Raw genomic sequence first — 18,907 nt, 5'->3', positions numbered from 1 at the left:
ACGCTGGAACGGAGCGACCCATGCGCACCGCGAAGAAGACGATCGTGAACACCCCGGGCGACCTGCTCGACCTCGTCGGCCAGGACCTGGGCGCGAGCGAGCCCCGGGTGGTGACCCAGGAGCAGATCGACCGGTTCGCCGACGTCACCGGCGACCACCAGTGGATCCACGTCGACGTCGAACGGGCGCGCTCGGGGCCGTTCGGCACGACGGTCGTGCACGGGTTCCTGACCCTGGCGCTCGTCCCGCTCCTGCTCGCGGACATCCTCGAGGTGCGGGAGCACTCGATGGGGGTCAACTACGGCCTGGACCGGGTCCGCTTCGTGCGGCCGTTGCCGCCGGGCGTCGAGATCCAGGGCACGGCGACCCTCGTCTCGGCCCGGCCGATCCCGGCGGCGCAGGACGGCTCGCCCGGCGGCGTGCAGGCCAAGGCGTCGGTGGTCGTGGAGTTCGCCGACCGGTCGCAGCCCTGCTGCGTGGCCGAGATCCTGTTCCGCTACTACGGCTGAGCCCGCTGCTGCGGCTGAGTCCCGCGCCGACGCGACCCGCCGGGTCGCGTCGGCGCGCTCACTCCGGCGCGCTCACTCCGGCGCGCTCACTCCGGCGCGCTCACTCCGGCGCGCTCACTCCGGCGCGCTCACTCCGGCGCGGCGTCCGACGGGGCGACGAACCGGCCCCGGTAGAACGACAGCGCGGGCACGCCCGTCGGCTTCAGGTGCACGTGGTCGACGTCCAGCAGGACGATCACGTGGTCGCCGCTGGTGATCACCTCGTCGCGGCGGCCGGCGAGGATCGCCGGCGTGCCGGGCAGCAGCGGGACGGCGTCGGGGCCGGGCACCCAGGACACCCCGTCGAGCCGCTGCGCGCCGGACAGACCGGAGGTGGCGAACCGCCGGGCCACGTCCTCCTGGTTCTGGCTGAGGATGTGGATCGCGATGCGGTCGGCCGCCATCAGGACCGGGAAGCTCGACGAGTGGCTGGTGACGCAGAACAACACCTTCGGTGGCCGCAGCGAGACCGAGGTGAACGAGTTCACGGTCAGCGCGGCGACCTCGCCGGCGCCGGTCACGGCGGTCACGGCCGTCACGCCGGTGGGGAAGTGCCCGCACACCTGGCGGAACTCGGCGGAGTCGAACAGGGGCTCGGCCATCATCGGGTCACCGCCGGGTCGCAGGAGTCGGGCGCGGGGCGCAGCCCGCCTTCGAGCTGGATGAGGCACAGCGTGTGTCCGCCGGGGTCCTTGATCAGGTGCAGGCGTCCGTGCGGACTGTCGACCGGCCCGACGGTCGGGGTGCCGCCCAGGGCGGCGACCCGGGCCAGCGCGTCGTCGAGGTCGGCGACGGCGAAGTAGGTGATCCACTTCGACGGGATGAGGTTGGGCCACTCGTTGTCCAGTTCGAGGACGCCGGCCACCGGGACGTCGTCGAGCATCAGCAGCGTGTACGGCCGGGCCGTCGGTGCGTCTCCGCGCTGGCGGGTGGTGTAGCCGAACAGGGCCCGGTAGTAGGCCACCGCCCGCGCGGGCTCGCCGGTGTCCAGCTCGTTCCAGCACAGCGCGCCGACCGAGTTGAGGGCCTGGACGCCGGCGCGCGACTCGCCCTGGTAGAGGCCGAAGGCCGCGCCGAAGGGGTCGACGACCGCCGCGCCGGTGCCGGCCGCGGGCAGGTAGCGCGGGGGCGTGACCAGTTCCCCGCCGAGCGCGACCGCCTGCCGCGTCGACGCCGCGACGTCGTCGACGGCGAAGTAGGTGAGCCAGCCCCGGGGGCGGCCACCGTGCAGGGCGGCGGCGTCGGAGATGCCGGCGACGTCGCGCCCGGCGACGCCGCACATGCGGTAGGTGGTGGCGCCCAGCCGCTCCGCGCGGACCGTCCAGCCGAGCAGGGCGCCGTAGAAGGCCTCGGCCCGCTCGGGATGCGGGGTGCACAGCTCCACCCAGACGGCCTCGCCGGGCCGGAACGGCCGGCTCACCCGGACACCGCCCGCGCGGCGAGGCCGGCGACGATCGTGTGCGCCGACACGTCGTACGCGTGGTCGGGGGCGCCGGTGGCCAGGCTTGACTCGACGACCTCGACCACCGCCCGCAGGGTGCCCTGCGGCAGCGCGAGCAGCGAGTCGACGAGGTCGTCGACCTCGCGGTCGAGGTGGGCGTCGGGGACGACCCGGGCGACCAGGCCCCACGCGTGCAGCTGGGCGGCGGTGGCGGTCGCCGCGCCGGTCAGCAGGTGGTAGGCGTGCGCCCGGGGCAGGGCCCGGGCGATCGTGTGGCCGACCCCGGCGGGCGCGAAGCCGAAGCGGGCCTCCGGCAGCGACAGCCGGGCGTCGGCGGCGGCGACCGGCAGGTGCACGGCGTCGAGCAGGCCCGCGCCGAACCCGATGACGTGGCCCCGGACGGCGGCGACGACGGGCACCGGGAGCCGCCGGATCTCCTCCAGCGCCGCGTCGCTGCCGCGCAGCCGGGCGGAGACCGCCTCGCGGGTCGCGCCGGCCAGCCCGGCGAAGGACGACGTGTCCCAGCCGCCGCAGAAGTGCCGCCCGGCCATGTCGAGGCGGATCACCACGCAGGTCTCGGCTGCGGCGGCGGCCGTCATGGTGTCGACGAGTTCCCGTAGCGCGGCGTCGTCGACGCAGTTGCCGCGCGCGGCGTTGTCGTAGCGGACGTGCGCCACGCGGCCGTCGTGCCCATGGGTGAGGGTGATGGTCACCGCCGCATCATACATACCGGTCGGTATGAATACAACGCCCCTGGCGGGCGGCCCTTTGACACACGAACGTCACGGACGAGATACCCGCTCGACCCGTTGACTTGATACCGGCTGGTCGGTACTTTGTGGCGAACGTCACCGCCGGCCCAGGCCGAGACATGACGGGTCCATCGCCTCTGAAGGACGCCCATGATGATCACGAAATTCCTGCGCTCCCGGCGGTCCCTCGCCGTGGCCGCCGCCCTTGCCGTCGCGAGTGCCAGCCTCACCGCGTGCGGCGGGTCCGACTCCGATGACGCCCGGTCGTCCGGCTCGGCCACCATCCGGGCGCTGCTCGCCGCCCAGCCGGCGACCCTCGACCCGATCGTCGGCGCGCGCTCCGCCCAGATCGTCTGGGCGACGATGCTGGAGCCCCTGATCAACACCGACAAGGACCTCGCCCCGACCGACACGGGCCTGGTCACGAGCTGGACGCGCACCGACGCGACGACCTGGACCTTCAAGGTCCGGCCCGACATCGCCTTCAGCAACGGCGAGAAGGCCGACGCCGCGGCCGTGGCGAACACCATCACGCTCACCCGCGACGCCGCCGCCTCCCAGCTCAAGTCCTACTTCACCAACGTCACCGCGATCGAGGCGCCCGACGCCACCACCGTCGTGGTCAAGACGAAGACCCCGCAGTACAACATCCCCGACCTGCTCACCACGGTCTACCTGGTGCCGCCGAAGTACTACCAGGAGAAGGGCTCGGAGGGCTTCGCCGCCGCCCCCGTCGGCACCGGCCCGTACGTGTGGGCGGGCGCGAACGCCGGCCGCGACATCTCGGTCAAGAAGAACCCCGACTACTGGGGCACGAAGGCCACCAACGACGGCATCACCTTCACCTGGGCCAACGAGGCCGCGCAGCGCCTCGCGCTGATCCAGAGCAAGAGCGTCGACATCTCCTTCGACCTGCCGCCCGCGCAGGCGAGCGCGGCCAAGAGCGCCGGCGTCGACGTGGTCAGCACCGAGACCGCCATGAAGATCATCGCGTTCCTCGACTCGACGAAGGCGCCCTTCGACGACCCGAAGCTGCGCGAGGCCGCCGCCCTGGCCATCGACCGCGACGCGATCGTCAAGGGCATCTTCGACGGCCAGGCCGTCGCCGACGCCGGGCTGCTCAACGTCAAGCCGGGCCAGCAGCCGTCGCGCAGCGTGACCGCCGACGCCGCCCGGGCGAAGGAACTCGTCGGCTCCGCCGCCCCGGCCGTGCAGATCAGCTACCCGGCGGCCCAGTACACCAACATCGAGGAGGTCGCCCAGGCCGTCGGCGGCAGCCTCGAACAGGCCGGCTTCAAGGTGACGTACGTGCCGCTCGACTACGGCACGCTCGTCAAGCGGATCATCGGCCGCCAGGTGCCCGGCATCTCCATCTTCGCCGGGGTGCCGAACGTCGCCGTGCCGGACTACTTCGTCAGCGGCTTCCTGAAGACGAAGTCGATCACCGGCAACTGCCCGGACCCGAAGATCGACGAACTCGCCCAGCAGGCGCTGGAACAGGACGGCGCCGAGCAGGCCGCCCCGATCTACGACCAGCTCAACACCATCGGCGTCGTGGACAAGCACTGCTACGTGCCGCTGTACCGGCAGGTGTTCAACTACGCGACCGCCCCCGGCGTCTCCGGCGTGGTGTTCGGCCCCCTGAACACCGTGGACTTCACGAAGACGACCCGCTGACGATGACCGAGGCAGTGCGCAAGGGGGTGCCGGGCGAGGCCGCCCGGCACCCCCGCACCCCGGAGACGGACACCCCCGTGCTGGTGGTCGACGACCTCGTCGTCGAGCACCGCGACCGCGGCACCGGCCAGGTCTTCCGCGCCGTCGACCACGTGTCGCTGCGCATCGACGCCGGCGAGAGCGTCGCCGTCGTCGGCGAGTCCGGCTCCGGCAAGACGACGCTCGCGATGGCCGCCACCGCGCTGGGCCCGCGCGGCGGGGGCGACATCCGGCTGCTCGGCCACTCCCTGTCGGAGATCAGCCGTACGCGGCTGCGCCGGCTGCGGCCCGAGGTGCAGGTCGTCTTCCAGGACCCGCACGGCTCCCTCGACCCCCGGCAGTCCGTGCGGTCCGGGCTGCGGGAGCTGCGCACCCTGCAACCCGAGCGCACCTCCTGGATCGGCGACGCCGAGCTGCTCGGCAGCGTCCGGCTCGCCCCCGAGCTGCTCGACCGCTACCCGCACCAGCTCTCCGGGGGCCAGGCCCAGCGGGTCTGCATCGCCCGCGCGCTGCTCATGCGCCCGCGACTCATCGTCGCCGACGAGCCGACCTCCGGCCTCGACGTCTCCGTCCAGGCCGACGTGCTGGCCCTGCTCCGGCAGATCCGCGCCACCACCGGCGCGGCGCTGCTGATGATCAGCCACGACCTCGCCGTCGTCCGCTCGCTCTGCGACGTCGTGCACGTCATGTACCGCGGCCGGGTCGTCGAGTCGGGGCCCTGCGAGCAGGTCTTCGTCACCCCCGAGAACGACTACACCCGCGAGCTGCTCGCCGCCATGCCCGGAGCGCGCTGGAGGTCCCGCCGATGAAGGCCAGCACCGTCCGCCGGGTCGGCAGCCGGCTCGCGTCCCTGTTCGCGTCGCTGCTGATCGCCCTCAGCCTCGCGTTCCTGCTGGGCCGCCTCTCCGGCGACCCCACCGCGACCATCCTCGGGCCGCTGGCTCCGCCGGAGCAGCGCGAGGCGCTGCGCCACGAGCTGGGCCTCGACCTGCCGCTGGTCGTGCAGTACTTCGACTACCTGCGGGGCGTCCTCACCGGCGACCTCGGCCAGTCGCTGCAGTTCTACCAGTCCAACACGTCGATGATCGCCGACCGGCTGCCGTACACGCTGCAACTGGTCGCCGCCGGCATGGGCCTCGCCCTGCTCGTCGGCGTGCCCCTCGGCGTGCTCGCCGCGACCCGCGAGGGCACCTGGTGGGACCGGGCCGCCTCCACCCTCGCCCTGCTCGGGCAGTCCGTGCCCGTCTTCTGGTTCGGCATGATGCTCGTGGTGCTGTTCGCCGTGAAGCTCGGCTGGCTGCCCGCCGGGCAGTCGGGCACCCCGAAGCACCTGATCCTGCCCGCCCTCACCATGTCGGTCTACCCGATGGCGCACATCGCCCGGCTCACCCGCGCCTCGATGAGCGAGGCCCTCGCCGAGCCCTACATCGACTCCGCCCGCGCCCGGGGGCTCGGCAACCGCCGGGTCGTGTGGCGGCACGCGTTCGCCAACGCCATGATGCCGATCCTGACGATCGTCGTGCTGCAGACCGGCATCCTGCTCTCGGGCGCGGTCGCCGTCGAGTACGTCTACTCCTGGCCGGGCCTCGGGCAGCTCGCGCTCCAGGCCATCCAGTTCCGCGACTTCCCGCTCGTGCAGGCGATCGTCGTCTTCGGCGCGTTGGTCTTCGTCCTGCTCAACCTGATCGTCGACGTCCTGCACTCGATCGTCGACCCGAGGGTGAGGTGACCGGCGTGAGCCAACTCGAACTCGACCCGACCGCCGCGGGGACGCCGCCCCGGCGGCCCGGCCGGCGCGCGCGTACCTCCGTGTTCTGGCTGTCCCTGCCGCTGGCCGTCGTCTCCGTCGGGGTCTTCGTGCTGCCGCTGACCGGGCTGCTCCCGGCGGCCGGCCAGGACCTGGCGGCGACCCGGCAGCCGCCGGCCTTCCTGCCCGGCGGCACCTGGGCGCACCCCCTCGGCACCGACAAGCTCGGCCAGGACGTGCTCACCCAGTTCGTCACGGCCGGCCGCCTGACGATCGTCATCGGCCTGGTCGGCGCGCTCGTCGCCATCGGCCCCGGCACGCTGCTCGGCGTGCTCGCCGGCTACTTCCGGGGCTGGGTCGACCGGGTCATCTCGGTGCTCATCGACGCCCAGCTCGCCCTGCCGTTCATCCTCGTCGCCCTCGCGATCATCGCGAACCGGGGAAGCTCGCTGCCGGTGCTGTTCCTCGTGCTGGCGCTCACCGGCTGGGCCGTGTGCGCCCGTGTCACCCGCTCGGCGACCATGGCGATCCGGGAGCGGCAGTTCGTGTTCGGCCTGCGCGCGGCCGGCGCGTCGGAACCCCGGATCGTCTTCCGGCACATCCTGCCCAACCTGGCCGGCACGACCGTCGCGCTCGGCACCCTCCAGGTGGGCACGGCCATCCTGGTCGAGAGCGCGCTGAGCTTCCTCGGCCTGGGCGTGGTGCCGCCGATGAACAGCTGGGGCTCGATGCTGGCGTCCGGCCAGGACGAGCTGAGCCAGGCGTGGTGGATCGCCTTCTTCCCCGGGCTCGCCATCACGCTGCTGGTGCTGCTGGTGAACCTGCTCGGCGACGCGCTGCTCACCCACCACGACCCCCGGAAGGCGCGCCGATGAGCGTACTGCTGAAGGCCGACGGCCTCGCCGTCACCGCCCGGCTCTCCTCCGGCGACCTGCGCCTGCTCGACGACGTCGACCTGGAGATCCGCCGGGGCCAGATCGTCGGCGTCGTCGGGGAGTCCGGCAGCGGCAAGACCACCCTCGCCCGCTGCGTCGTCGGGCTGCTCGACCGCAACGTCCGCGTCGAGCGCGGCTCCGTCACGCTGGCCGGCGACGTGGTGGTGTCCCCCGGCGTCGACCGCACCGACCGGGTGCGCGGCAGCGCCGTCGGCATGGTCTTCCAGGACGCGTCGCGGTCGCTGAACCCGCTGATGCGGGTCCGCACCCAGCTCGCCGAGGTGCTGCGCCGGCACGTACGCGACATCACCCGGGCCGAGGTGCGCCGCCGCTCGCTGGAGGTGCTGGAGCAGATGCGCATCGCCGACCCGGCCCGCGTCCTCGACAGCTACCCCCACCAGCTCTCCGGCGGCCTGCGCCAGCGGGTCGCCATCGCGCTCGCCGTCGTCACCCGGCCCGCCCTGGTGATCGCCGACGAGTGCACCACCGCCCTGGACGTCACGACGCAGACCAAGGTCGTCGGCCTGTTCCGCACCCTCGTCGACGAGCTCGGCATCGGCCTGCTGTTCGTCACCCACGACCTGATGCTGGCCAGCGACCTCTGCGACCGGATCACCGTGATGAGCGGCGGGCGGGTCGTCGAGGCCGGCGACGCCGCGAGCGTGCTGGACCGGCCGCAGCAGGAGTACACCCGACGGCTCCTCGCCGCCATCCCCTCCTGGACCTGAAGGAGAACCGCGTGGAGCCCGACCAGAACCGCGTGGAGCCGAAGGAGAACCCGCCACCCATGCCCGAGCAGCCCGGCCTCGACGCCTACGCGGCCTACCTCCCGGCGTACGTGCTCGCCGACAACCGACTCGACGCGACCGGGCCGCCCCGGCCCGGCGGCCCGGCCCGGGGCGTCGCCGCGTTCGACGAGGACACCGTCACGATGGCCGTCGAGGCGCTGCGCCACGTCGCCGCCGCCACCACCGGGGCCGGGCGGCAACTGCTGTTCGCCACCACCAACGCCCCGTACGAGGCGAAGACCTCCGCCGGCGTGGTGCACGAGGCCCTCGGGCTCGACCCGGGGATCGGCGCGGTCGACCTGCGCGGGCACCGCAGCGGCGCCACCGCCCTCGACCTCGTCGTCCGGGCCGGCGCGACCGCCGCCCTGGCCGACCTGCGCACCACCCGCCCCGGCGCGCCCGACGAGCTGGCCCAGGGCGACGCCGCCGTCGGCCTCGTCGGCGGCGGGCACGCCGCCGCCGTGCTCCTGGCCCGCGCCGGCCGCACCGCCGAGGTCCTGGAGCGCTGGCGGCTGCCCGGGGAGCGGCACGACCGGGTCTGGGACGAGCGGTTCACCGCCGAGGTCCTCGCCGCCGCCGGCCTCGACGCGGCCCGCCGCGCCCTGGCCGAGGCGTCCCTCGACGCCGTCGACACCGTCGTCGTGTCGTCGTCGAACCCCCGCGCGGCGGCGGCGCTGCGCCGGGCGCTGGGCGGCGACGGCCGGGACGCGACGATCGAGCGGGCCACCGGCTTCACCGGCGTCGCCCACCCCGGGCTGCTGCTCGCCGCCGCGCTCGACGAGGCCCGTCCCGGTCAGACGATCCTGCTGCTGTCGGCCACCGAGGGCGCCGACGCGTTCGTCTTCGCCGTCGGCGACGGGGTACGCGCGGCGCGCGGCGGCCCGTCCGTGCGCGACCAGCTCGCCGCGCGGCAGCCCCTCGGCTACGGCCGCTACCTGCGCTGGCGCGGGCTGCTCGACGTGCAGGGCCCGGCCCGCCCGGCGGCACCCGCCCCGGCGGCCCCGCCGATGCACCGCCGCGCCGGCTGGAAGTACCGGCTGGAGGGCAGCCGCTGCGGCGCCTGCGGCGCGGTCACCACGCCACCCGGCCGGGTCTGCGCCGCCTGCGGCATCGCCGGGGCACCCGACGCGACCGGGAAGGTCTCGCTGCGCGAGCGCACCGCCCGGGTCGTGTCGGTGACCCGCGACCACCTGACCACCATGCCGGAGCCGGAGGTCGCGGTCGTCGTCGCCGACGTCGACGGCGGCGGCCGGCTCAGCGCGTACGCGACCGACGTCGCGCCCGCCGACGTCACGGTGGGCATGGCGATGACGCCGACCTTCCGGCGGCTGTGGACCACCGACGCGATCCACAACTACTTCTGGAAGCTCCGCCCGGCACCCCAGGACGCCCCGCCCGGAAAGGACACCACCGATGGCCAGTAGGCGCACGGTCAACGACGTCGCGATCGTCGCGATGGGCTGCACCCCGTTCCGCGACCACTGGCACGCCTCGGCCGACGACCTGCTCGTCGACGCGGTGCGGGAGTGCGTCGGGTCGCTGCCCGCCGTCACCCTCGACGACGTCGACGCGTTCTGGGTCGGCACGCAGGGCTCGGGCCTGTCCGGGCAGACCCTCGCCCGGCCGCTGCGGCTGACCGGCAAGCCCGTCACCCGCGTCGAGAACTACTGCGCCACCGGCTCCGAGGCGTTCCGCAACGCCGCCTACGCCGTCGCGTCCGGGGCGTACGACATGGTCATGGCGACCGGGGTGGAGAAGCTGAAGGACTCCTCCTACTCGGGGCTGTCCGCCGTCTACCCGCCCGCCGACGGCACCGACGTCGACTGGACCGCGCCCGGCGGGTTCTCCCTGCTCGTCCCCGCCTACCAGCGGGCGTACGGGGTGGACGCGCGCGGCATGCGCGACGCCCTGACCCGGGTCGCCGTGAAGAACCACGCCAACGGCGCGCGCAACGAGCGCGCCCAGTTCCGCAAGGCGGTGACCGCCGAGACGGTGGAGAACTCCCCGCGCGTGGCTGGCCCGCTGGGCGTCATGGACTGCTCGGGCGTCTCCGACGGTGCCGCCGCCGCGATCCTCGTCCGCGCCGAGGACGCCCACCGCTACACCGACCGGCCCGTCTACCTGCGGGGGATGGGCTTCGTCGCCGGGTCGGGGGCCGGGCTGGCCACCGACGGGTACGACTTCACCACCTTCCCGGAGGTGGTCGCGGCGGCCCGGCAGGCCTACGAGCAGGCTGGCGTCACGGACCCGGCCACGCAGATCTCCCTGGCCGAGGTGCACGACTGTTTCACACCGACGGAGGTGGTGCTCATGGAGGACCTCGGGTTCTCGGAACGCGGCAAGGCCTGGTGCGACATCCTCGACGGTCGCTACGACCTCGACGGGGCGCTGCCGGTCAACACCGACGGCGGCCTCAAGTCGTTCGGCCACCCGATCGGCGCGACCGGCCTGCGGATGATGTTCGAGTGCTTCACGCAGCTGCGCGGCGAGGCCGGCAGCCGGCAGGTGCCCGACGCCCGGCTGGCGGTCGCGCAGAACCTCGGCGGGCAGCCCGGCTCCTCCGTCGCGTTCGTGGCGGTCCTCGGGAACGAGCGATGAGCGCCCGGGTCACCCTCGACGGCCGGGTCGTCGTCGTCACCGGGGCCGGCAACGGCATCGGCCGGGCCCACGCCCTCAGCCTCGCCGAGCGGGGCGCGGCGGTCGTCGTCAACGACCTCGGCGGCGCGGTCGACGGGTCGGGCTCCTCCGGCGCGGCCGAGCAGGTCGTCGCCGAGATCCGCGCGGCCGGCGGCACCGCCGTCGCCTCGACCGACTCGGTGGCGACCGCCGAGGGCGGCGCGAACCTCGTGCGCCGCGCCGTCGACGCGTACGGCCGCCTCGACGCCGTCATCCACAACGCCGGCATCCTGCGTGACCGGACGCTGGCCAAGATGGGCGACGACGACGTCACCGCCGTGCTCGACGTGCACCTCGCCGGGGCGTTCCACGTGCTGCGTCCCGCCTGGCCGCACCTGGTCGAGCGCGGCTACGGCCGCATCGTGCTGACCAGCTCGTCGTCCGGGCTGTTCGGCAACTTCGGCCAGGCCAACTACGGCGCGGCGAAGGCCGGACTGATCGGCCTGATGAACGTCCTCGCGCTGGAGGGCGCCCGGCACGGCATCCTGGTCAACGCGATCGCGCCCACTGCGGCGACCCGGATGACCGAGAACCTCCTCGGCGACCTGGCCGACCGGTTCGACCCGCGCCACGTCGCGGCCGTGGCGACGTACCTCGCCTCCGAGCGGTGCCGGATCAACCGGCACATCCTCACCGTCGGCGGCGGCCGGGTCGGCCGGATCTTCCTCGGCGTCACCCCCGGCTGGTACGGCGGGCCCGAGCCGGCCACCCCCGACGACATCGACGGGTCCATCGACGACATCTGCCGGCTCGACGACTTCGTCGTGCCCGACAGCGGCGCCGACGAGGTCACGCTGATCCAGCGGGTCCTGGGCGGGCCGACCGGACCGGCCTGAGCCGGCGCGGACCAGGATCACACAGAAAGCGAGTCACCATGCCGGTCAGCGAAGTGCACCACGTGGCCATCACCGTCTCCGACGTCGACCGGGCCGCGGACTTCTACGAGCGGGCCCTCGGCTACCGCAGGACGCTGCGCACCGACGTCGGCGGCCCCGGGATCGAGGTGTCGCTGGGCCTGCCCGCCGGCACCACCGGGAAGGTCCAGTACCTGCAGGGGCCCAGCCGCGTCGGCCAGCTCGAACTCATCGAGTGGAACGGCGCGACGACCCGGACGGCGACCGGCGGCCACCTGGAGCTGGGGCCCTTCCTGCTCAGCTTCGAGGTGCCGCTCGACGAGATCCACGAGCTGCACCAGCGGCTGGTCGACCTGGGCGCCGACTGCCTGACCACCCCCAACCGGGTGCTGCTGGAGAACTACGGGCACATCACCGCGTTCGCGGCCCGCGACCTCGACGGCAACCTGCTGGAGTTCGTGTCGCTGCCGTCCCGGGAGGAGATCCTGGCCCGGCGGCGCGACGGCGGCGGCAACTGATGGCCGCCAGCAACGTCACCGGGCACCTGCGCCGGCAGGCGCTGCGCCGCGCCGACCGGGAGGCCCTCGTCGACGGCGACCGCCGGTTCACGTACGCCGCGCTCGACGCCGACGTCGACCGGCACGCGGCGGCGCTGCTGGCCGCCGGCATCACCGCCGACGACCTGGTCGGCGTGCTCGGCCGCAACACCGCCACCTACGTCATCGAGCTGCTCGCGCTCAGCCGCATCGGCGCGATCTCGGTGCCCCTGAACTGGCGGCTGCACGTCACCGAGCAGGCGTACGTCCTCGACCAGGCCGGCGTCACCGGCCTGCTCTACGACGACGACTTCGCCGACGATGCGGCCCGGCTGGCGACCGCGACCGGGCTGCGGACCCTGGTGGCCAACGGCGAACGGGTCGTCGGCGGCGCGCGGCGGCTGGCCGACCTGCTCGCCGGGCAGCCGGCCGGCGTGCGGGTCGCCGACGCCGAGAAGGGCCCCGCCGACGTGCACCGGCTGCTCTACACCTCGGGCACCACGGCCCGGCCCAAGGGGGTCGTGCACACCTACGGCAACCTCGCCGCGAACCACCTCGCGCAGGTCCTCGAACTGGAGCTGACCGACGCCGACCGGATCCTGGTCTCCGCGCCGCTGTTCCACGTCAGCGGCCTGGAGGCGCCAGGGCTGGCGACGTTCGTGGCGGGCGCGACGATGGTGCTCACGCCGACGTTCAAGGCGGCGGACATCGCCCGCATCGCCGCCGAGGAACGCATCACCGGGATGGTGCTGGCCGCGCAGATCCTCTTCGGCGTGCTGGACCTGCCCGACCCGCCGGACCTCGCCGCGCTGCGTTACCTGCTCTTCGCCGGGGTCGCGCCGAGCGTGCGACGCGAGGTGAAGCGCCGCCTGCCCCACGTGCGCCTCGTCGACACGTTCGGCATGACCGAGCTGTGCAACGGCGTCTGCTACCTGGACGCCGCCCACGAGGAGGCGAAGCTGGGCGCGCTCGGCGCGCCGTTCCCCGGCGTGCAGATCCGGATCGTCGACGAGCACTTCCGGCCCGTCGCCCCCGGCGTGGCGGGGGAGATCGTCGTGCGCGGCGAGAAGGTCTCGCCCGGCTACTGGAACGACGACGAGGCCAACCGGCGGACCCGCCGCGACGGCTGGTTCCTCACCGGCGACGTCGGGCGGATCGACGCCGACGGCTACCTGTGGTTCGTCGACCGCCGCGCCGACCTGATCAAGTCCGGCGGGGAGAACATCGCCAGCGCCGAGATCGAACGCGTCCTCGCCCGGCACCCCGACGTCGCCGAGGTCGCCGTCGTCGGCGTCCCCGACCCGCAGTGGGACGAGGTGCCGAAGGCGTTCGTCGTCCTGCGCGACGGCGCGGCCACCGCCGCCGAGGACCTGCGCGGGCACTGCCGGGCCGAACTGGCCCGGTACAAGGTGCCGAAATACGTCGAGATCGTCGCCGCGCTGCCGCGCAACGACTCCGGCAAGGTCCTCAAGACGCTGCTGCGCCAGGGCCCGGGGGTGGCCGGGTGAGCACCGCCAACATCGCCGCGATGCTGGCCGGCAACGCCCGGCGCTTCGCCGACGCCGACGCGCTCGTCTTCGAGGGCCGCCGGTGGACGCACCGGCAGCTCGACGCCGACGTCAACGCCCTGGCCGCGGGCCTGTCGGCCGAGGGGGTACGCCGGGACAGCCGGGTGGCGATCGTGGCGAACAACGTGCCGGAGTTCCTCCTCCTGTCCCTGGCGCTGGCGAAGCTCGGCGCGGTCTTCGTGCCGTTGAACTACCGGCTGACGGCGGGGGAGCTGGCGCGGCTGCTCGCGCACGCGCGGGTCCAGGCGGTCGCGACCGTCCCGGAGTTCGCGGCGTTGACGGAGGCCGCCCTGACCGAAGCCGCGTTGACGGAAGCCGGGCCGACCGAGGCCGCGCTGGCCGAAGCCGGCCTCGCGGGCGTGCGCCGCTTCGCCCTCGAACCGATCGGCGACGGCTGGCTCGACCTGCGGGCGCTGATCGACGCCCACCGGGGGGCCCGGGTCGCCGACGCCGACCTGGACGACGCCGCCCTGCAGCGGATCGTCTACACCTCCGGCACGACCAGCCTGCCCAAGGGCGTCCTGCTCACCCACGGCAACGTGAACATGAACATGCACGCCCAGATCGTGGAGCTGGGGCTGCGCCCCGGCGACCGGATCCTCAACTTCGCCCCGCTCTACCACGTCGGCGGCACCGACCTGCCCGGCTACGGCATCTGGCACGTCGGCGGCACGATGGTGCTGCTGCGGCGCTTCGAGCCGGCGGCCGTGCTGCGGGCGATCGAGGCGGAACGGATCACCGGGATGGTGATGGCGGCGACGATGCTCGACATGCTCCGCCGCGCGACGGGCGTCGCGGCCGACCTGTCCTCGGTGCGCTGGGTCATCTACTCGCAGGTGACCTCGGCGCTGTTCGCCGTGGCGCGGGGGCTGTTCCCCAACGCGCGCCTGATCGAGGGCTACGGCCTCACCGAGACGTGCAGCGGGCTGACCTACCTCGACGCCGCCCACCAGGAGGCCAAGCAGGGCTCGGTCGGCCTGCCGGTGCCGTGGGTCCAGGTGCGGGTGGTCGACCCGGACGGCCGCGACGTGCCGGCCGGCGAGGACGGCGAGGTGGTGGCGCGGGGGCCGAAGGTCAGCCCCGGCTACCTCGACGACCCGGAGGCGACGCGGGCCGCGTTCCGCGACGGCTGGTTCCACACCGGCGACGTCGGGTGCCTCGACGCCGACGGCTACCTCTACATCCGCGACCGGCTCAAGGACATGATCCGCAGCGGCGGGGAGAACATCGCCAGCGCCGAGATCGAGAACGTGCTCGCCGGGCACCCGCTCGTGCTGGCCGCGTCGGTGGTGGGCGCGCCGCACCCCGTGTGGGTGGAGGTGCCGGTGGCGTTCGTGGTCGGCCGGCCGGGGCTTCAGGCCGAGGACCTCATCGCGTACGCCCGGCAGCGGCTCGGCCGGTTCAAGGTGCCGAAGGAGGTCTACCTGGTGGCGGAGCTGCCGACGAACCCGTCGGGGAAGGTGCTCAAGCGGACCCTGCGCCAGCTGCGCGCCGACCTGCGCCCCGACTGGGCGTACGCCGAGTCCGGGCGCGGCTGACGCGCCGGCCGCCGACGCCTAGCGGGCGGCACCGGTCACGTGCCGCAGCAGGGCGAGGGTGTGCATCAGGGAGAAGCGCCGGGTGCCCCGGCCGAGGTCGTCCCACGGCTTGCGCCACGGCATACGCGGCGCGAGCGTCCACGCGTCGGCGCCGTCGCCGGCCAGGTCCCGGACCCGGTCGACCTCGCCCCGGTGGAAGGCCGACAGCTCGTCGGCGCGCGCCGCCACGTCCCGGTAGGGGAACTGGTGGGCGGGGCAGGCGATGGCCGCGCCGAGGTCGCGGATGCGCGCCAGGGAACGGAGCAGGTCGCCGGCCGGGTCGTCGTCGGGCCGGCTCACGATCGCGAGCTGGGTCGGCCCCTCGGCCATCATCGTGTCGCCGGTGAAGACCAGGCCGCGGGCGTCGAAGTAGACCGTGTGCCCGTAGGTGTGCCCGGGGGCGGGCACGGCGTGGATGGTCACGTCGCCGAAGCGGAACTCGGTGTCGGCGTCGAGGGCGACGTCGAGCCGTAGCGTCTCGTGGTGCTCGGCGACCGCGACGGCGTCGGCGTACATGCCGTCGACGACGTCGGCCGGCGCGCCGGTGAGGTCGAGGGCGGCGCGGAGCTGGGCGAGGAAGGTGCCGCGGGTGCGGTGCGCGGTGGCGAAGTCGTCGGCGCGTCCCATGACGATCCGCGCCCCGGAGACCTCCCGCAGGCGGGCGGCGAAGCCGACGTGGTCGGGGTGGTTGTGGGTGAGGAGGACGGTCGTGATGGCCTCGACCCGGTGGCCGAGCGACTCGACCGACCGTTGGAACGACGCCCAGCAGGTCGGGTGGTCGTAGCCGGCGTCGACGAGGACCGGGCCGTCGCCGGTGTCGACCAGGTAGACGGTGACGTAGCGCAGGGCGCTGCCGTGCAGGGGGATCGGGATGCCCCAGACGCCGTCGGCGACCTGGACGGGGGCCGGCACCTGGCGGGCGCGGTAGCTGGCGGCGTGTGCGTCGCTCACGGGTATGGACATCGTCGGACGGCTCCCTTACTGTGTGACAACAACATACCGGATGGTCGGAATTTAATTCAAGGAGTCCGATGAGCGAGGAGCGGACGGGGTTTCGGCTGTGGGCCGTCGCCGAACCGGACCTGTGCGCGATCGTGACCGCCGACGATCGGCGGATCTCCTACGGCGAGCTGTTCGCCGAGGTGAACCGGATCTCGCACGGCCTGCGCACCCGGGCGGGCCTCCAGGCCGGCGACACGGTCGCGGCGGTCATGACGAACAGCGCCGGCATGGTGGCGCTGTATCTCGCGGCGATGCAGTCGGGGCTCTACCTCGTGACGCTCAACTACCACCTCACCGCGCCCGAGGTCGGCTACATCCTCGCCGACAGCGGCGCGAAGGTGGTCGTCGGCTCCGCCCGCGTCGAGGACGTGGTGGTCGCCGCCGCCGGGGCCACCCCCGACATCGACGTGTTCGTCGACGGCACGCCCCGCACGGGCCGGGCCCGGCCACTGTCGGCGCTCACCGAGGGCATGCCCGACACGAGCCCGCAGGACACGCCGGCCGGCTCCCTGATGATGTACACCTCGGGCACCACCGGCCGCCCGAAGGGCGTCAAACGGCCGCTCAGCGGTGTCGACGCCGACACCGGGGCGCTGACGTACGTCTGGCTGTTCCGGGAGTTCGGGATGGAACGCCCCGCGTTCGCGTCCTGGCTGGTCTCCGCGCCGATGTACCACTCGGCCAACATCACCCCGGCCATGGGCGCGCTGCACGCCGGCGGCACTCTGGTCCTGATGGACGGCTGGACGCCGGAGGGCTTCCTGCGGCGGGTCCAGGACCAGCGGGTCACCGGCACCAGCATGGTGCCGACGCACTTCTACCGGCTGCTGCAACTGCCCGCCGACGTGCGCGACGCCTACGACGTCTCCACGCTGCGCTACGTGCTGCACGGTGCGGCGCCCTGCCCCCGCGAGGTCAAGCAGCGCATCCTCGACTGGTTCGGCCCCGTCGTCTACGAGTACTACGGCTCGACCGAGGTCGGCACCACCATCGCGCGCCCCCACGAGTGGCTCGCCCACCCCGGCACGGTCGGCCGCCCGGCCTCGATCTCCACGCTGAAGATCCTCGACGAGCTGGGCAACGAGGTGCCCGTCGGGCAGACCGGCATCGTCTACATGCGCCAGGGCGACGACCGGGTCGAGTACCACAACGACCCCGGCAAGACCGACGGCGCACGCCGCGACGGCCTGATGACCGTCTGGGATGTCGGCCACGTCGACGCCGACGGCTTCCTCTACATCACCGGCCGCGCGGCCGAGCTGATCCTCGTCGGCGGCGTCAACGTCTACCCGGCCGAGATCGAGGCCGCGCTGCTCGAACACGACTGGGTCGTCGACGCCGGCGTGGTCGGCGTGCCCGACGAGGAGTTCGGCGAGGTGCCGCAGGCGCACGTCGTGCTGGCCGACACCGCGCCCGACGCCGACGCGGCCGTGGCGGCGTTGCGCGACCACCTCGCGCAGCGGCTGGCCAAGCCGAAGCGCCCGGTGTCGTACGTCGTGCGCGACGCCCTGCCGCGCGACCCGAACGGCAAGCTCTACAAGGCCCGGCTCACGCGCTCCGAGGAGCTCTCGGCGTGAGCGGCATCGACGACGACCCGCTGGGAGGTGGGCATGGACTTCGCTGACAGCGGCACCGACCTGGCGTTCCGGCGCGAGGTCGGCGACTGGCTCGACAAGGCGCTGGCCGACGTGCCCGACCAGGAGGAGCTGTCGCAGGACGAGCGCGAGCACTGGTCGCGGGTGTGGCAGAACCGGCTGTGCGCCGGCGGCTGGGCCGGCCTGTCGTGGCCGACCGCGCACGGCGGCCGGGGCATGGACTCGCTGGCGCAGGCCATCTTCAACGAGGAGGCCGCCGTGCGCGGCGCGCCGTACCCGCTCAACGGGGTCGGCATGATGCTGGCCGGGCCCACGATCATCGCCCACGGCACCGACGAGCAGCAGGCGCGGCACCTGCCCGGGATCCTGCGCGGCGAGACGTACTGGTGCCAGGGCTTCAGCGAGCCCGGCTCCGGCTCCGACCTGGCGAGCCTGCGTACGGCCGCGACCAGGGTCGACGGCGGGTGGCGCGTCAACGGCGCGAAGATCTGGACGTCCAACGCGCACAACGCGTCGAAGTGCCTGCTGCTGGCGCGCACCGACCCCGACGCGCCGAAGCACCGGGGCATCACCTACTTCCTCGCCCCGATGGACGCCTTCACCGTCCGGTCCCTGGAGATGATCAACGGGGACACCGAGTTCAACGAGATGTTCCTCGACGACGTCTTCGTGCCCGACTCCGACGTCCTCGGCGGCGTCGGCAACGGCTGGACCGTCGCGCTCACCACCCTCGCTTTCGAGCGCGGCAGCATGGCGCTGAACCTGTGGGTCTGGGCCCGCCAGGCCGTGGACCGCGTCGTCGACCTCGCGGTCGCGCGCGGGATGGCCGACGACGGCGCGTTTCTCGACACGGTGGGCGCGCTGCACTGCGACGCCGAGGCGGTCCGGATCGGGTCGATGCGCATGCTCGGTGAGAGCCGGGCCGGCGGCGTGCCGGGCCCGGAGACGTCGGCGCTCAAGAGCCTGTGGGCGCAGGTCGTGCAGAACGCCAACCGCCTCGCGGTGCAGCTCGACGAGGCCGGCGGCGTGCTGCTCGACGGCGACGGGGCCGCCGCCCGGATGCGCCGCTACCTGCGTGCCCGCGCCCACACCATCGAGGGCGGCACGGAGGAAGTCCAGAAGTCGATCCTCGCGGAGCGGGTGCTGAACCTGCCCCGCTCGCGCTGAGCGGA

General features: G+C 73.7%; 18 protein-coding genes. 14 read left to right on the top strand and 4 right to left on the bottom strand.

Annotated elements, in window-relative coordinates; genetic code table 11:
* Positions 1–20 precede the first annotated feature (20 nt).
* Positions 21–509 (top strand): MaoC family dehydratase, encoded by a 489-nt coding sequence (locus tag LPU61_RS24110; protein ID WP_229406228.1) that lies wholly within the window; start codon positions 21–23, stop codon positions 507–509.
* Positions 510–637: 128 nt separating this feature from the next.
* On the opposite strand, the gene LPU61_RS24105 is transcribed toward LPU61_RS24110, so the two are convergent.
* Genes LPU61_RS24105 through LPU61_RS24095 form a run of 3 tightly spaced genes read right to left on the bottom strand, consistent with a single transcriptional unit; the run spans position 638 to position 2,702 of the window.
* Positions 638–1,153, bottom strand: a complete 516-nt coding sequence (locus LPU61_RS24105; protein WP_043963085.1) for a flavin reductase family protein — start codon at positions 1,151–1,153, stop codon at positions 638–640.
* Positions 1,150–1,968 carry a VOC family protein gene (locus LPU61_RS24100; RefSeq protein WP_052503740.1) on the bottom strand — a complete coding sequence of 273 codons (819 nt, stop codon included), beginning with the start codon at positions 1,966–1,968 and terminating at the stop codon, positions 1,150–1,152. The genes LPU61_RS24105 and LPU61_RS24100 overlap by 4 nt, the downstream gene beginning before the upstream one ends.
* Complete coding sequence (locus tag LPU61_RS24095; protein WP_229406227.1) at positions 1,965–2,702, bottom strand: enoyl-CoA hydratase/isomerase family protein; 738 nt, start codon at positions 2,700–2,702, stop codon at positions 1,965–1,967. The genes LPU61_RS24100 and LPU61_RS24095 overlap by 4 nt, the downstream gene beginning before the upstream one ends.
* Before the next feature lie 189 nt (positions 2,703–2,891).
* On the opposite strand from LPU61_RS24095, the gene LPU61_RS24090 reads away from it, so the two are divergent.
* Genes LPU61_RS24090 through LPU61_RS24040 form a run of 11 tightly spaced genes read left to right on the top strand, consistent with a single transcriptional unit; the run spans position 2,892 to position 15,099 of the window.
* Entirely contained in the window at positions 2,892–4,418 is a 1,527-nt protein-coding gene (locus tag LPU61_RS24090; RefSeq protein ID WP_229406226.1) for an ABC transporter substrate-binding protein, read from the top strand.
* A 2-nt stretch (positions 4,419–4,420) separates the two neighbouring features.
* Entirely contained in the window at positions 4,421–5,266 is an 846-nt protein-coding gene (locus LPU61_RS24085) for an ABC transporter ATP-binding protein (protein WP_052503742.1), read from the top strand.
* A complete protein-coding gene (locus LPU61_RS24080) occupies positions 5,263–6,186 on the top strand; it encodes an ABC transporter permease (RefSeq protein WP_229406225.1) in 924 nt (307 codons plus the stop codon). Before LPU61_RS24085 ends, LPU61_RS24080 begins: the two co-directional genes overlap by 4 nt.
* 5 nt (positions 6,187–6,191) lie before the next feature.
* A complete protein-coding gene (locus tag LPU61_RS24075) occupies positions 6,192–7,079 on the top strand; it encodes an ABC transporter permease (RefSeq protein WP_043964476.1) in 888 nt (295 codons plus the stop codon).
* Positions 7,076–7,867 carry an ABC transporter ATP-binding protein gene (locus tag LPU61_RS24070; protein ID WP_043963088.1) on the top strand — a complete coding sequence of 264 codons (792 nt, stop codon included), beginning with the start codon at positions 7,076–7,078 and terminating at the stop codon, positions 7,865–7,867. The genes LPU61_RS24075 and LPU61_RS24070 overlap by 4 nt, the downstream gene beginning before the upstream one ends.
* Before the next feature lie 11 nt (positions 7,868–7,878).
* Entirely contained in the window at positions 7,879–9,351 is a 1,473-nt protein-coding gene (locus LPU61_RS24065; protein ID WP_229406224.1) for a zinc ribbon domain-containing protein, read from the top strand.
* Complete coding sequence (locus tag LPU61_RS24060) at positions 9,341–10,525, top strand: acetyl-CoA acetyltransferase (RefSeq protein WP_229406223.1); 1,185 nt, start codon at positions 9,341–9,343, stop codon at positions 10,523–10,525. Before LPU61_RS24065 ends, LPU61_RS24060 begins: the two co-directional genes overlap by 11 nt.
* Positions 10,522–11,439, top strand: a complete 918-nt coding sequence (locus tag LPU61_RS24055; protein ID WP_229406222.1) for an SDR family NAD(P)-dependent oxidoreductase — start codon at positions 10,522–10,524, stop codon at positions 11,437–11,439. The genes LPU61_RS24060 and LPU61_RS24055 overlap by 4 nt, the downstream gene beginning before the upstream one ends.
* A gap of 38 nt (positions 11,440–11,477) precedes the next feature.
* The gene (locus LPU61_RS24050) at positions 11,478–11,975 is read left to right on the top strand and encodes a VOC family protein (RefSeq protein ID WP_043963091.1); all 498 of its coding nucleotides are present in this window, start codon (positions 11,478–11,480) and stop codon (positions 11,973–11,975) included.
* Entirely contained in the window at positions 11,975–13,501 is a 1,527-nt protein-coding gene (locus tag LPU61_RS24045) for a class I adenylate-forming enzyme family protein (RefSeq protein WP_229406221.1), read from the top strand. Before LPU61_RS24050 ends, LPU61_RS24045 begins: the two co-directional genes overlap by 1 nt.
* Complete coding sequence (locus LPU61_RS24040; protein ID WP_052503746.1) at positions 13,498–15,099, top strand: class I adenylate-forming enzyme family protein; 1,602 nt, start codon at positions 13,498–13,500, stop codon at positions 15,097–15,099. Before LPU61_RS24045 ends, LPU61_RS24040 begins: the two co-directional genes overlap by 4 nt.
* Before the next feature lie 18 nt (positions 15,100–15,117).
* Here LPU61_RS24040 and LPU61_RS24035 read toward each other — a convergent pair whose 3' ends face one another.
* Positions 15,118–16,089 carry an MBL fold metallo-hydrolase gene (locus tag LPU61_RS24035; RefSeq protein ID WP_229406220.1) on the bottom strand — a complete coding sequence of 324 codons (972 nt, stop codon included), beginning with the start codon at positions 16,087–16,089 and terminating at the stop codon, positions 15,118–15,120.
* A gap of 80 nt (positions 16,090–16,169) precedes the next feature.
* Here LPU61_RS24035 and LPU61_RS24030 point away from each other — a divergent pair, with 80 nt between their 5' ends.
* Both LPU61_RS24030 and LPU61_RS24025 read left to right on the top strand, forming a co-directional pair.
* Positions 16,170–17,717 carry an AMP-binding protein gene (locus tag LPU61_RS24030; protein ID WP_229406219.1) on the top strand — a complete coding sequence of 516 codons (1,548 nt, stop codon included), beginning with the start codon at positions 16,170–16,172 and terminating at the stop codon, positions 17,715–17,717.
* A 33-nt stretch (positions 17,718–17,750) separates the two neighbouring features.
* On the top strand, positions 17,751–18,902 hold the full coding sequence (locus LPU61_RS24025; RefSeq protein WP_229406218.1) for an acyl-CoA dehydrogenase family protein: 1,152 nt from the start codon (positions 17,751–17,753) through the stop codon (positions 18,900–18,902).
* The last annotated feature ends 5 nt before the right edge of the window (positions 18,903–18,907 follow it).

Origin of the sequence: Micromonospora sp. NBRC 110038 (assembly GCF_020884815.1) — a bacterium.
Taxonomy (GTDB): Bacteria; Actinomycetota; Actinomycetes; order Mycobacteriales; family Micromonosporaceae; genus Micromonospora; species Micromonospora haikouensis.
This window is presented reverse-complemented; position numbering and strand designations above follow the sequence as displayed.

What these genes read in the sequence shown, in the direction of transcription:
- LPU61_RS24090 (WP_229406226.1), top strand. Translation starts at nt 2,892, where the DNA reads ATGATGATCACGAAATTCCTGCGCTCCCGGCGGTCCCTCGCCGTGGCC.
- LPU61_RS24025 (WP_229406218.1), top strand. Translation starts at nt 17,751, where the DNA reads ATGGACTTCGCTGACAGCGGCACCGACCTGGCGTTCCGGCGCGAGGTC.
- LPU61_RS24050 (WP_043963091.1), top strand. Translation starts at nt 11,478, where the DNA reads ATGCCGGTCAGCGAAGTGCACCACGTGGCCATCACCGTCTCCGACGTC.
- LPU61_RS24070 (WP_043963088.1), top strand. Translation starts at nt 7,076, where the DNA reads ATGAGCGTACTGCTGAAGGCCGACGGCCTCGCCGTCACCGCCCGGCTC.
- LPU61_RS24105 (WP_043963085.1), bottom strand. Translation starts at nt 1,153, where the DNA reads ATGATGGCCGAGCCCCTGTTCGACTCCGCCGAGTTCCGCCAGGTGTGC.
- LPU61_RS24085 (WP_052503742.1), top strand. Translation starts at nt 4,421, where the DNA reads ATGACCGAGGCAGTGCGCAAGGGGGTGCCGGGCGAGGCCGCCCGGCAC.
- LPU61_RS24045 (WP_229406221.1), top strand. Translation starts at nt 11,975, where the DNA reads ATGGCCGCCAGCAACGTCACCGGGCACCTGCGCCGGCAGGCGCTGCGC.
- LPU61_RS24030 (WP_229406219.1), top strand. Translation starts at nt 16,170, where the DNA reads ATGAGCGAGGAGCGGACGGGGTTTCGGCTGTGGGCCGTCGCCGAACCG.
- LPU61_RS24110 (WP_229406228.1), top strand. Translation starts at nt 21, where the DNA reads ATGCGCACCGCGAAGAAGACGATCGTGAACACCCCGGGCGACCTGCTC.
- LPU61_RS24060 (WP_229406223.1), top strand. Translation starts at nt 9,341, where the DNA reads ATGGCCAGTAGGCGCACGGTCAACGACGTCGCGATCGTCGCGATGGGC.
- LPU61_RS24080 (WP_229406225.1), top strand. Translation starts at nt 5,263, where the DNA reads ATGAAGGCCAGCACCGTCCGCCGGGTCGGCAGCCGGCTCGCGTCCCTG.
- LPU61_RS24055 (WP_229406222.1), top strand. Translation starts at nt 10,522, where the DNA reads ATGAGCGCCCGGGTCACCCTCGACGGCCGGGTCGTCGTCGTCACCGGG.